The following is a 13,307-nucleotide window of genomic DNA, read 5'->3' as shown; positions in this document are numbered from 1 at the left end:
TCGTTAACGATAAAAAGCGAACCGCCCAATGTAAGGCGATCCGCTTCCGACTTGCTTCATTAGAAACCAAATTGTTCGACGTTTGAAGGGGAACTGCTCTCTCTATATCAAATCGGATTCTCGCAGAAGTCTTTGAATCAGGGTTGCAGCCTCAGCCCTGGTCATGTAATCCTTCGGCGCAAGCTTAACCGCGCTGCGTCCGGATGCCAGACCCGCCTGTACCACGTCTGCAACGCCGCTTCTCGCCCAAGCGGATACCCCCTGCGCGTCTTCGAACCTGCCAAGCGTTGCTTCTGCCGGCTGAGCAGACGGCTTGGCCTTCAGTCCTGTCAGCTTCATCGCATTGGAGAGAATGACCATCGCCTGTTCCCGCGTAACCTTATCCATCGGGCGGAAGGTGCCGTCCTCCAAACCGCCAATCAGTTGATATCCATACGCAGCACCAACCGAACTGCTGTACCAATCCGACGCCTTTACGTCAGAGAACGTCGCTGCCCCGCTTTCCGGCTTCAGTCCGAGAGCTCGAACGACGATCGCCGCAAATTCGGCTCGCGTGATCGTGCGATCGGGACTGAACTGGCCATTGCCCGTCCCTTCGATGATCATCCGCGCTCCCATATCGTTAACCGCATCCTTCGCCCAATGCTTCGCCATATCGGCAAATTCAAGCGGATGCCAGACGACGGCATACGTGCTGTTCGTCAAGCTGTTGATCTGGGCGTAATGCTTGCCGTCGACCACGACGATTTTGGTCGGCACATGGCGCGGGGTTCCGTCCAGATCGATGACCACGCCCGTCGTCACCTTGCCCGGATCGACGTCCTTCGGAACCGCGATCGTACGCGCCACGTATGCATTGAATTTGGCGACTTCAATCGCCTGATCTCCATAAGTTCCGTGTACCGTAAATTCAACCGGCGGTACGACAAGCTTGAATGAGCCTCTCTCTGCCGCATTCTCCACCCATTTGATTTTGTCCGCAGCCGGAACCGCAATCTCAATCTGTACCTTGATATCCTCCAGCGCGACCGACTTGCCCACCTTATCGGAAATCGCGTCGATATTGATCATCAGAGCGGGCAATGTATACGCCCCACGGTCCGTCCTGATTTCAAGCACAGCCTGCTTCTCTTCCATATCCTTAATCATCCGGCCGTTGAGCTCGCCGATGACGACATCAGGCCCGGCAGCTACCGGAATTGTAATGACCGAGCCGTTGACTTCGGCCTTCAGCTTGTCTGCCAGCTTCTTCGGATCGATCGCAATCGTGGTCACATGCTGGCCGTTTCGTATGCTCTTCATTGCCGTCCCTGCATTCTGCGCCTTTCCGTTGATCAGAATATCCGTGCCGTTATCCGTCGTTTCGGGAATGGGGCTCGTCGGTGGGTAAGGGGCCCCGTTTCCGTTATTGGATTCCGCCTTATTGATCGTCACGGCAACAGCGGCGCTGCTTCCCGCGACGCGATAATTGACCTCGTGAAATTGTCCGTAGAACCCGCTATAGACAGCCTCAATCGTATGCGTTCCTTGCGCAAGCCCGCTCGTGGAATATATGGCAACGGAACTTGTGCCCAATGGGACGGTCTGCACGGCTACGCCGTCTACTTTGAACGTCACGCTGCCCGCGTAAAGTTTGCCCGTCAGGGTTTCAGCTTCCGGCGCGCCCGTTATGGAGGCCGAGAATGTGATCCGCTCGCCGACCCTTATTGTCGTGCGATCGGCAGTCAATACAGCAGCGGAAGCTTGCGCCCCCCCAGACTGCGGTGTAGCGCTCTGTTCGGCGGAGGCGGCGCTTTCTCCCGCGCCATTATAAGCGGTGACGACAAAATAATAAGGCGTGCCGTTCGTCAATCCCGTCATTCCATAGGTCGCGTCAGTAACCGTCGCCTGTCTTACGGTATTGATCGGGCTGACGCCCGGAGCCGACCCCATGTAGATATGGTAGCCAGTCGCATTCGCAACAGGATTCCAGCTCAAGGCAACCTCTTGATCTCCCGGCGTGGCCGTCAAGCCGGTCGGCGCACTCGGCGCTCCTCCGACGGGCGCGCTTGCAACCGTGACTTGGAAGGTTGCCTCGCTCGATTGTACGGCATAATTCGTCCCGTGGAAATCGCCCGTGTATCCGGAATAAACGGCTTTAACCGTATGAACGCCTTCCGTCAGATTCGTATAGGAGAATGTGCCGAATGGAGCCATTCCGGTCAGCACCGAAGCAATTGCCACGCCCTCCTGCTGTAAAACCCCATCCACATAGAAGGCTAATGTTCCGCCATACACATAACCAAAGCCTTGCATATGGGAGGGAGCGCCTGTAACTGTGGCGATATAGAGCGGGAAAGCCGCTTGACCGAGCGTCACGTCAGCCGAGCCTGTTAACGTCGTTGTCGAAGGCATTCCGCCTATGGAAAGCCTGGTGCTCTTGTTCCCCGCCCGATCTACCGCCTCGACTTCATAAATTGCAGATGCCGGAGGAGAGATAACGGTGTGCGTCGTTCCATAGACCTGGGCGACCTCCCCGTTAACGTACACAAGATAATGAACCACGCCGCTGCCCTCGCCGTCGGACGCGCTATCCCAGGCTAGAACGACATTGCCGCTGTTATCGTCCACAGTCAGGGCTGCGCCATCCCCCCAAACAGGCGACGTGCTGTCGACTTCAATGCTGGGATAAAAGACGCTCGTTTTGTTGCCGTTTTGATCTATCAGGTAATAGCCGTCCAATCGTAACGTTAGGTCGTTCACCCCTGTTATATCCAGTGTGAACGGCACATCCAGCTTGCCATTGACAAAATCGCCAATCTTTTCGTCGCCGTTATCCGTTACCCGATAGACACTGATGCTTTGGCCTGGAACTGAATAATTGGAGCTGGTTCTGATGGTCAATTCATGCTCGTTCGCGATCTGACCGGATACGACATTCGGATTCACGTTAAATCGGATATCCATGCCGCCGTAGAGCTGCGGATAACGGTTGGTCTCCAGATACCATACATGCTCGAAATCCCACTTATCGGATTGTACCGACGTCGAAGTGAAGGTAACCTCTTCCTTCATCTGTGACGAATTTCGCCCTGTGCCGTAAAGACGAGAATCGGCATCATCGTCATCCGCCTTGCCTGACGCTTCCGTGTCCCAATAGGATGCTGCGACATTCGATTGGGATTGATCGTTCAATCCGATTAATCCGCCCGTCTGAACGCTTGTCGCGTCTATCTCGCTTGCCGCATAGCTCTGGCTAATCAAGTCGCGATCAGAGTATCCGATCAGCCCTCCGACAACCTCATTCCCTGTCACTTTCCCTACGGAATACGAGGCATTGATCCTGTTAATTAGCGAAGTGCCGATCAGACCGCCTGCATAGTCCGCAGGAACCGCGGACGTCCCTACTGTTCCTGTCGAATAGCTTCTTTGCACTACAGCTTCAGAGGCATATCCCAGGAGCCCTCCCACGTCCTGTTGCGCAACAACCGCAGCTTCGCTATGAGAGTTATAGATCCATCCGCCTTCCCAGCTTCCGGCCAAGCCTCCAACGTACCGATCTCCGGTCACCGAGCCTGAACCTGCGTGGTTGTAGGCAAAAAGCAAATTTGAGCCCTTATTTCCGTATGCCGATCCTACCAGGCCGCCTACTTTCGTTTCCCCCGAGACGTCTCCCTCGACAGAAACGAGCGAGATCAACGCACGGTTCTCCCCCGACTGAACGATTTCTCCCGTGAGGATGCCGACTTTCTCCTTCCCGGTAACGCTGTCGGCCTGGACCTTTAAGTTGTACACTTGGCCGTTCACGATTCTGGAGAACAAGCCTACCCTGCGCTCCCCGGGTAAGTCGATGCGTAAGCCGCCGATGGTCTTACCATTGCCGTCAAACACTCCGGTGAAGCCGACGTCGTCTTCTTGACCGATAGGAGTCCATTCATTCTCAAGCTGAATAGAGTTCATTAATTTATAGATCCCGGACAGCGGATAATCAGCAGTACCGATTAAAGCCAAATCGGCCTCGCTCATAATTTCCCACGGTTCTTCGCTCGTGCCCTCTCCGTCCAATCTTGCTGGTGCGACGACCGAATAACTCGCCACACGGATTTGATTAGCGGTTCCGTTCGTTTCCTGCCACGCCGCATACAAACGGTTGCCGAGCGCAGCCAAACCGGAGGAATGTGCGCTGCTAGAGGTATTCACGTTCAACCCAACCGCGCCTCCACCATCCACGCTCGTCCAGCTCGTCCCGCCGTTGTACTTCTTGACGCGAAGCTGATAAGGCGTAGAATTAGGCATTCCCCATTCGTCCATATCTCTTGTATATTCATTCCACACCACGAACAAGGTATTGTTGGATGCAGCCAGAAGCGGGCGTTCTGCGATCTGCGAGGCTTCCGTATTTAATCCGTTCGTACCGTCGCCATCCACTCTCGTCCAACTTGCACCGCCGTTATACTTCTTGACATAAAGCTGATTAGAGCCGCCGTTACTTTCAGTCCAAGCCGCATATAAGACATCGTTAACGACGGTCAACGCCGCACTGTTGGCCCCCTGCGACGGATTCACGTTCAAGCCGACTGAACCGCCGTCAGCGCTCGTCCAACTCGTGCCGCCGGTATACTTCTTGACGCGAAGCTGACTCACGCTTCCGTTAACTTCAATCCAGGCCGCATATAAGGCATCGTTCGTTGCCGCCAACGTTGGACTGCTTACACTTCGGATCGGATTCACGTTCAGACCCGTCGCGTCGTCTCCGTCAACGCTCGTCCAGCTCGTGCCGCCGTTGTACTTCTTGACGTATAGCTGATCGGCGGTTCCGTCATGTTCATACCACGACGCGAATAAAGCTCCGTTGAATACAGCCAGATTGGGGCCATATACATGTTTGGTATCATTTCTGTTTAAGCCGGTCGCACCTCCTGCGTCGACGCTTGTCCAGCTCGTGCCGCCGTTATACTTCTTGACGCGAAGCTGTCTAGCGGTTCCGTTATACTCCGCCCACGCCGCATACAAAGCATTGTCGAATACAACCAATTTAGGATCGAAAGCAGTGTTGGCGATACTCATATTCAAGCCGTTGCCGTCGTCAACGCTCGTCCAACTCGTGCCGCCATTGTACTTCTTAATGCGAATCAGATTCACGCTTCCTTTAATTTCGTACCACGCTGCATATAGTTCATTGTTGAGTACAGCCAGAACGGGGGAATATGCGTTTTTTGAAGTATCCGCGTTCACCCCGTTCGTTCCGCCTCCATCTATCTGCTGCCAATCCGTCGCCGCCCAGGCCGTTCCGCCCCCGCCAGCTAGCATCGGCAGCATTAGCACGACAGCTAATAAAGCATTTACCGCTCTCCTGAATCCCGAAATCATTCTTCATCATCCTTCCTTCGCACGGTTGATACTCCACATCTGCCTGTCCAGCATATCCGACCCCACCTTAAAGAAACCTTAAAAATCGACAGTTTTCCCCATGAAAAACAGGCCCCACCGTCAACCGATGAGAGCCTGTTGGTTTCAACCGTTATTTAACCTCTCAATCCGTCATACCCGGGATGCGCACGGTCACCTTCGTTCCGCGTCCCGGCTCGCTTTCCAGTTCCAGCGCAAACCCGTATTCGTATTTCATCCGCTTGTTGATGTTCAGAAGACCTACTCCTTGCGGTCCGCCCTTCTCGTCTCTATCAAGCAGCGACTTCAACCGTTCCGGCCCGATTCCGACGCCGTCGTCGGCCACGGTAAATCTCCACTGTCCATCCGTTTCTTTCGCCGTCAACGTCACCATGCCGCCTTCCATGCGATCGCCGATTCCGTGCCGGATGGCATTCTCGACAAGCGGCTGCAGCAGCAGCGGCAGTATGCGCAAACGGTATGCAGCTTCTTCAATGTCAAATTCAAATCGTATACGGTCTTTGAATCGAGCTCTCTCAATATCTACGTACGTTTGGATCAGGCTGAATTCTTCAGCGAATCCGATGCGTTCCTCGGCGTTGCTGAACCGAAAGCTTCCACGCAGGTAATCTGCGAGATCGGCGATCATTTTCCTCGCACGCTCCACATCCGTGTAGCTTGATGCCACGATGCTGTTCAAAACGTTGTACAAAAAATGCGGTTTGATCTGCGATTGCAGGAACGCCACCTCCAGGTGGACCGCTCGGCCGAGCGATTCCCTCATCGCCAGCAGACTGCCAATCCGAGCCTTGAGCTCCTCCAGATCGAACGGCTTCGGCAAATAATCGTTCGCTCCCGCCTGGAAGGCAGCTACCTTATCCTGCGGTTGAATGGCCGCCGTCACCATCAGGACGGGAAGCTCAAGCAGCGTATATCTCTTGCGAATCTCCTGGCAAGCCTCATAGCCCGACATCCCCGGCATCATCAGATCGAGAATGACGAGATCGATCTTCCCCGGTTGATTCACCTGCTCCAGCGCCTCGTACCCGTTCTTGACCGCAATCACACGATACTCAAGCGTTTGGAGCGCGTCCATTAACACCTTCAAATTCACGTAGTGATCGTCGACGATGAGAATCGTGTGCTTGCCGTTGTGATTCGAATAATAAGGCGTTGCAAAGGAATATTCGGTTTCCTTGGGCATGACGCGGACGCTTGGCGGGGACGATAACGCTTCTCTTCCCCGATTCGCAATCGGAAGCGTGAAGGTAAACGTAGAGCCGACTCCCGGAGCGGAGGCGACAGAAAGCGTGCCGCTTTGCAGCTCCACCAATTGCTTGGCGATAGACAGCCCTAATCCGAAGCCTCGGCGCTCAACACCGTCGTCAAGCGATTTGAACGGTTCGAAAATGAATGGCAGGTCGTGCGGATCGATACCTTTTCCCGTATCCTGCACCGCAATTTCGAGCCTGCCGTCGCGTTCTGTCCCGGTAACGACAATCCTTCCGTTCTCCGTGTGCTTGATCGCATTGTCCAGCAAATTTCCGATTACCTGACTAAGACGGCTTTCATCGGCAAGCGCTGAAGGCAAGTGCGCAGGGACATCGTTCACCAGTTGGATATGGCGTTCCATGCACAGGTAAGAATAGAAACGCACCTGCACCTCCGCGACCGAGCGAACATCAATCGATGACGGGACGATGCGAAGCTCTCTCTGCTTCAGCTTAGATAAGTCCAAAATGTCGTAAACCAGCTGCGAGAGCCTCTTCGTAATATCGAACGTCAACTGAAGCTTTTCCCTTTGCTCGTCAGCTAGCGGATAAGTATCATCCTCCAGCATCGAGCGGGAAATATTCATTACGCCGTGAAGCGGCGTCTTGAATTCATGCGAGGTCCGGGCAAGAAAATCATCCTTCAATTTGTCCGCTTGCAGCAATTGGTCGGACAGCTCTTCAATTCTACGGAATGCATTCGAGAACCGCAGCGACATCAGCAAGGCAAGCATCAGCAGAACAAGAAAAGGCTCAATCGGCGGGAGCGCATAGACCGGCACGCCGAAGTAAAAGTTCAAATTCTGGCTCAGCGCCAGCGCATTCAAGGCCATGGCCGCGATAGCCAGATACCGGCTGCCCGCGACTTTGTGAAGAGCTGCATACACGAAAACATATGTGGCGTACAGCAACGAGAAGGTGACATACAACGACGTCGATTGGCGAAAGAGCCCCGACGAAAGCGGAATAGCGAACCCGATATGCAGCACGGCAAATATCGCCCCGGCCATAAGACCGCCTCGTACAAGCCATTGAAAACAGTAGGACCGGAAAGCGGTATAGACATACAGGAAAAAGCCAAAACCTATACCGACTACCGAGATCATCTGGATACGGAAATACAGCCAGAACGGAAGCTGGCCGACCGCCTCGAATAGCACTCTTTCTCCGCTCACGCTGGTAAATAAAGCAATAAATAGGCAAGCTGTGCCGAACACGGCCAGGGAAAGATCATTGCGGCGCTGGGTGAACAGCCCCAGAAAATATAACCCCATAATCAAAAAAGCAGTTAAAGCGATCCAGTCATGAGCCGTCGCTCTGTCGCGGATACCGGCAATTTGCTCGGCTTTGCCCAGAAGAAGCGGCTCGACGATCCCGCTGCTTGCGATCAATTCAAAGTTGGCCACCTGAAGAACAATCTCGTTCCATCCGGGCTTCAGCGTGAAGTAGCTGATATAGGGTCTGTTAAAGGCGGTATAGCTTTGCTTTTCGGCCGGATTTCCGCTTGCTCCGACGACTATGTCGTTGACGATGAGCCGATTGGATATCAGAATAGACGCCGTTTTCAATCCATATACCGCACTCGCATCGCCCATGTGGACCCTCAATCTATAGGTGGCCATGCCAATTGTATCCATTAGCTGCGACCATGAGCCCGGCACCTGGATCATTTCGGGCAAAAATTCCCCTTCAGTGGCAGAAGCAGCGAAATTCCGGCCGGTTAACAGCCTATCCGGATACAGCTCCCACTGCCCATCCAGTTGAATGACTCCATCCTCCTCGAAACGCCATTCGCGGAGGTCCATAGCTCCATTGACCGCCACAGGCATTGCCTTCTTATTCGAAGAAAAGAAAGTCAGCAGAATCCCATAGGTTGCAAACAACAAAAATAGCGTGATTAACGCCGCTGCCGCTTTTTTTCTCATCAGGCTTCCCCTGTGTCCTTGTCTCTAATTTGTTGGATCAGCCGCAGCGTCTCCTCCTCCAATTCGACTCCCAACTGGAAACGCACCGCTTGCTCCAACTGCAGGCTGACGCGCAACGCCTCATTCCGATTGCCCATCTTCAGGTGCAGCCTAATTAACTCGCGTCCGGCCATCTCAGAATCAGGGGCAAGCGTTAATAGGCGCTGCAGGCTGTCCACCATAAGTGCAGTATTGCCCTGACCCTGGAAATGCGCATACCATTTGCGAAGCGCACGGATATAGGCCGCTTTCATCTCCATCTGTCTCGCGGCGGCCCACCTGAAATCGCAGGCTTCCATATATTCGCCCTTATAGATTTGATGGATAGGGTTGTATAGACTGTCGTCTATTTCCTTCGCAAGCAAGATCCCGCTCAATAATTGCTCGAATTCCGTAGCGTCGACCGTCACCCCGTCCAATTCTGCGACAAATCCTTGATGAGCTTTATCGATACGGATCGGGATATGGTTTTCAGCCAAGCCTTTTCTTATGTAGGAGAGGCATGTATACAAGTACGTTTTCGCCTTATTCAAGTCGTTCTCCGGCCATAGCGCTTCAAGGATCGATGCCGTATTCGCAGGCCTTCCTTCGTGATGAATCAGAAAGGCGAGCAGCTCCTTTTCCTTCCTTGTTTTCCAAGACAGAGCCTTGCCCCCGCTATCCGGCAATTGAATCTGGAATCCCCCCAAACATTGAATCGCATAGGGGGAGCTTGCGTTCCGACGAGCATGAAGGGAGGATTCGGATAAGGACTGCTTAATTCGCGCGACCGCGTTCTGCAGCCTGTCCATCGTAAAAGGCTTCATTAGATAGTCTGTCGATTGAATCTCGAACGCTTCAACCGCGTATTCCGCATAGGCTGTGGTGAATATGATCGGCATCCGCGGCATCGACTGTCTGATTTTTCTCGCCGCATCCGTACCTTTCATCCCTGGCATCTGGTTATCCAGGAATACCGCATCGACAGGCGAATCAACCAAAGCTTCAATCGCCTGAATCGGATTGACATACCTGCCGACGACCTTAACATCCTCTATTTGCCCAAGCAAAATAGCCAACAAATCCAGCGCATCTTCTTCATCATCGACGAGCATCACACGAATCATCAGGCTTGTCTCCTTAGCGGCTTAATGCTCTCAGTGTAAATTGCAGTGAAGTAACAACCATGCTTCTCATTCGACAGGAACGGATACATTTCCTTTCTCTTGTCGAATTCACATTCTCCCGGCGCGATAATGATTCGACATCGCCCTTTGTTTCATCTCAATGATTCCTCCAGACTGTGAGAAAATATCGCAGTCTCACTCGTCCTTGGAATCGGTTCAACTCGCTTTGCCGCATGCGAAAGAGGCAGTTGCCATTGGCAGACTGCCTCTTAATCGGTCTAAGCTGTGACGGTGTGCCCTTAGGGAGCATAGACCTCCGGATTATCATTTCTCCAAGCGCCTATGCAGCCAATCAAACAGGCAATGTAGCTTCTCAGCCCTCTATTGATTTCATTATCCTCATATTCAATTACAATATTGATGCTCGGCTTGCGCCATGCCATAATTCGGCCTGAATATTCAGGCCGCCAACATTCCTCATCCAATTCGGGCGGTCCATATGCCTTAATCGACTCATCCGGTGTTGAGCTCATCGTCATTCCTCCGGGAAGCCTTCCGGAGAACGGAGCTTTAATTCGATCATCCGCCTCCGGCGCAAGAAAATGCAAGGCGCCAATGATCCACCCATCTTCATCCGTATATTGGAGACCAGTCAAATCATTAATTTTGGGTGCGCGATAAATATCGATGCGCAGTGAAGCTTTCACAGACCAGATAATATCGTCGTTGAAATAGCTGTTCGCGGGCGGCATCCGCTTGACTCCGAAGGATTGCAGCAACGCTTGGACTTGCTTGGGATTGTACGGATGCCCAAGTAATTCAATGAGCTGTTCAGATGCTTCTTTCATGCTTGCATACCTTCCTTTCTCTTCGCTATAGGTGCACAGCGTGATGACACCGTTTTGTGTGGAAGCTTTGCTCAAAATTATCATACACCGTCTGGATGACTTCTGAAAATGACGCTATTGAAACAACAAGACTGCAAGGTAATGTGGCTCTTCTAAAAGATCATTCCTTCAACACTGTTTACGGTTCTCAATGGAGACGATCGGGACATCGGAAGGTGGATGACGAATGAATCCATTGGAATACAAAGCGTTCTATGAACAGGTGGGCAAAATCAACGGTTGGGATTTCAGCAGCGTAAAATGTGTTTCTGAAGGAAACACGCGGGACTTGTATCGTGAAGTCACGAAGGTGTGCACCCCATCGGATCTATGGCTCGATATAGGTGCTGGGGACGGAGAAGCTATCTTACCTCTGGCTGAATCTGCGCTGCTTCTGGTCGGGGTTGACCAATCCTTTGGCATGATTGAAACCGCGGCTAGATATGCTGCCGAATCAGGTATCCCTAATGTACGTTTTATGAGGATGGAAGCTACGAGCTTGCGTTTTCCAGAAGGTTTTTTTAATGTTGTCTCTTGTAGACATTCGGAATTCTGTGCCAAAGAAGTTGCCAAAGTTCTGATGAAGGGCGGCACCTTCCTTACTCAGCAAGTAAGCGAGAACGACAAATCTAATCTTAAACAAGCGTTTGGAAGAGGACAGACCTGGGGGGCAAAGACAGGTACGCTACAGCAGCATTATCTGGCCGAGCTCGGCAAAGCGGGCTTTAGCGACATACAGACATTTGAATTCAAGTTTATTGAATATTACCAAACGGCTGAGGATTTGATCTTCTTACTCAAGCACACTTATCCCCGGAGAAGGGGATTAAGACAATTTCGGAACGCTTTTTCCTAACGGCCAAGCTATAGGGATAAAATCAAGAAGGATACTCGCTAATCGGGTATCCTTCTTGATTTTCCTCACTCGATAATTAACCTTTAACCGCGCCGGCAGCTATCCCCCGGACGATGTGCTTTTGCATAACGATAAAGAAGATAAAGATCGGCACCAATGTAATGACCGTAAGCGTCATGAACATAGGCCAGTTCACGGTAAATTCACCCTTGGCTTTATAGATCTGCAGAACCAGCGTCGATTTGGAGGACGAGTTCAGAAACAGCATAGGCGCCAGAAAGTCATTCCATATCCACATCGTCTGAAAGATGACGCTCGTAATCGTAATCGGCTTAAGCAGCGGAAAGATAATCCGCCAGAAGATGCCCCATACGCTGCAGCCGTCGATAACAGCCGCCTCGGTGAGCTCCCGTGGAATCGACTTCATATAGCCCATCATCAAGAAGAAGACAAAGACTGAGCCGCTCATATACAGGATGATCAAGCCGTATATTTTGTCGATCAGGTGCAGATCACTCATCAGCTCGAACAGGGGGATGAGTGTCGCCTGGAACGGAATCATAAATCCGGCAAGTAAATAGAGCATAGCGAACCGTGTAACCCGATTTGCATTGAACACAACAGGGTATGCCCCCATCGCCCCGATAATCACGATCATGACTACGGCAAAGAAAGTGATTGTCAGACTGTTTCCGAAGCTGCGCAAGATCGAGGTTTCCTCAAAGACTTGGACATAATTCGTAAATATCCATTCTGAAGGGAGGGCTAGAGGTCTCCTCGCGGCATCTTGCATCGTCTTGAACGTATTGATAATGATCAGATAGAACGGGAAGAACGCGATGATTCCCGCAGGGAGCATGAATAGATCGAGCCATATCCGTTTTTTCATTGCATGCCTTGCTCCCTTCGTTGCATCACGGTGACCTGGAAGACAGCGATCGCCAGCACGATCAGGAAGAAGATGATCGACATCGCCGAAGCAAGGCCGTATTGGGCTTCCGAAATGCCTCTTAACACGATTACCTGAGTGATTGAGTACGTCTCAAAGCCAGGCCCACCCTTCGTCAATGCGAATGGAATTTCGAAGACTTTCAGGCCTCCTGTAAGCAGCAGCATGACGCTGATCGTCATCGCGGGAGCAAGAAGCGGCAACGTAATAAATCGAATTTGCTGAAAACGGTTTGCTCCGTCTATAGAGGCAGCCTCGTAATAATCCTTCGGAATCGATTGTAGGAATGCCAGATACAACACTGCATGCCATCCTGTAACCGCCCATGTGGCCACGACAATCGTAGACAGCTTTGCAAGCAACGGGTCGGCTAGCCATGGCTGAGGTCCGATGTTAAACAGCTCTCTAAGAAGGGTATTCAGTACCCCGGATCCGATCGGTGCCAGAATAAAGCCCCAGATGTAGGCAAGCAGCAAGCCGCTCGGAATCGACGGAAAGAAGAAAACGGCACGGTGCAGATTTCTCGTCAGAAACTTCTGATCCAATATCATAGCAAGCGGAATCGCCAGCACGGTAACGAGCAGCGCCTTGGCAAAAGTAAAGAACAGGGTATAAGAAATGGCGGAAAGGATTGCATCGTCAGCAAATATCCGCACATAATTTTTCATCCCTACAAAATCATAGATTTTCGAATAGCCATTGAAATTGGTAAAGCTCAGGAAAAAGGCTTTGACGAGCGGATAGATCGTAAATAAAGAATAGATCGCAAGAATCGGAAGCAAAAAAAGTTGAAACTGCAGTTGACGAACAAATCTGATCATAATTTGCCTCCTAAAGTGTCTTCTGGAGCTTGATAGGTTTCTCGGAAGCAACGGCGCAGCAATTGATGGACCCGCTATGGGTCACG

7 protein-coding genes are annotated in these 13,307 nt (G+C 51.9%); 1 reads left to right on the top strand and 6 read right to left on the bottom strand.

The genetic code is table 11. From position 1 onward, the window contains the following. Positions 1-102 precede the first annotated feature (102 nt). The 4 genes from ACFO1S_RS17590 to ACFO1S_RS17575 all read right to left on the bottom strand — a co-directional run bounded on the left by ACFO1S_RS17590 (position 103) and on the right by ACFO1S_RS17575 (position 10,556). Positions 103-5,349 (bottom strand): S-layer homology domain-containing protein, encoded by a 5,247-nt coding sequence (locus tag ACFO1S_RS17590; RefSeq protein ID WP_204603891.1) that lies wholly within the window; start codon positions 5,347-5,349, stop codon positions 103-105. Positions 5,350-5,512: 163 nt separating this feature from the next. Continuing rightward, positions 5,513-8,563 carry an ATP-binding protein gene (locus ACFO1S_RS17585; RefSeq protein ID WP_204603890.1) on the bottom strand — a complete coding sequence of 1,017 codons (3,051 nt, stop codon included), beginning with the start codon at positions 8,561-8,563 and terminating at the stop codon, positions 5,513-5,515. Then, positions 8,563-9,708 (bottom strand): response regulator, encoded by a 1,146-nt coding sequence (locus ACFO1S_RS17580; protein ID WP_204603889.1) that lies wholly within the window; start codon positions 9,706-9,708, stop codon positions 8,563-8,565. Before ACFO1S_RS17580 ends, ACFO1S_RS17585 begins: the two co-directional genes overlap by 1 nt. Positions 9,709-10,007: 299 nt before the next feature. Further along, entirely contained in the window at positions 10,008-10,556 is a 549-nt protein-coding gene (locus tag ACFO1S_RS17575; RefSeq protein ID WP_204603959.1) for a hypothetical protein, read from the bottom strand. A 226-nt stretch (positions 10,557-10,782) separates the two neighbouring features. Between ACFO1S_RS17575 and ACFO1S_RS17570 the strand changes: the two genes are divergently transcribed. Continuing rightward, complete coding sequence (locus tag ACFO1S_RS17570; RefSeq protein ID WP_378127238.1) at positions 10,783-11,451, top strand: class I SAM-dependent methyltransferase; 669 nt, start codon at positions 10,783-10,785, stop codon at positions 11,449-11,451. A gap of 76 nt (positions 11,452-11,527) precedes the next feature. Here the strand turns inward: ACFO1S_RS17570 and ACFO1S_RS17565 are convergent, their stop codons facing one another. Together ACFO1S_RS17565 and ACFO1S_RS17560 are read right to left on the bottom strand one after the other, a co-directional pair. Next, a complete protein-coding gene (locus ACFO1S_RS17565) occupies positions 11,528-12,340 on the bottom strand; it encodes a carbohydrate ABC transporter permease (protein ID WP_204603888.1) in 813 nt (270 codons plus the stop codon). After that, on the bottom strand, positions 12,337-13,221 hold the full coding sequence (locus ACFO1S_RS17560; RefSeq protein WP_204603887.1) for a carbohydrate ABC transporter permease: 885 nt from the start codon (positions 13,219-13,221) through the stop codon (positions 12,337-12,339). The genes ACFO1S_RS17565 and ACFO1S_RS17560 overlap by 4 nt, the downstream gene beginning before the upstream one ends. Positions 13,222-13,307 lie beyond the last annotated feature (86 nt).

Origin of the sequence: Cohnella boryungensis (genome assembly GCF_042651945.1) — a bacterium.
Classification (GTDB): Bacteria; Bacillota; Bacilli; order Paenibacillales; family Paenibacillaceae; genus Cohnella; species Cohnella boryungensis.
Note: the sequence above shows the minus strand (reverse complement) of the source record. Positions and strands in the feature narration are given on the sequence as shown.

What these genes read in the sequence shown, in the direction of transcription:
- ACFO1S_RS17590 (WP_204603891.1), bottom strand. Translation starts at nt 5,349, where the DNA reads ATGATTTCGGGATTCAGGAGAGCGGTAAATGCTTTATTAGCTGTCGTG.
- ACFO1S_RS17585 (WP_204603890.1), bottom strand. Translation starts at nt 8,563, where the DNA reads ATGAGAAAAAAAGCGGCAGCGGCGTTAATCACGCTATTTTTGTTGTTT.
- ACFO1S_RS17580 (WP_204603889.1), bottom strand. Translation starts at nt 9,708, where the DNA reads ATGATTCGTGTGATGCTCGTCGATGATGAAGAAGATGCGCTGGATTTG.
- ACFO1S_RS17575 (WP_204603959.1), bottom strand. Translation starts at nt 10,556, where the DNA reads ATGAAAGAAGCATCTGAACAGCTCATTGAATTACTTGGGCATCCGTAC.
- ACFO1S_RS17570 (WP_378127238.1), top strand. Translation starts at nt 10,783, where the DNA reads ATGAATCCATTGGAATACAAAGCGTTCTATGAACAGGTGGGCAAAATC.
- ACFO1S_RS17565 (WP_204603888.1), bottom strand. Translation starts at nt 12,340, where the DNA reads ATGAAAAAACGGATATGGCTCGATCTATTCATGCTCCCTGCGGGAATC.
- ACFO1S_RS17560 (WP_204603887.1), bottom strand. Translation starts at nt 13,221, where the DNA reads ATGATCAGATTTGTTCGTCAACTGCAGTTTCAACTTTTTTTGCTTCCG.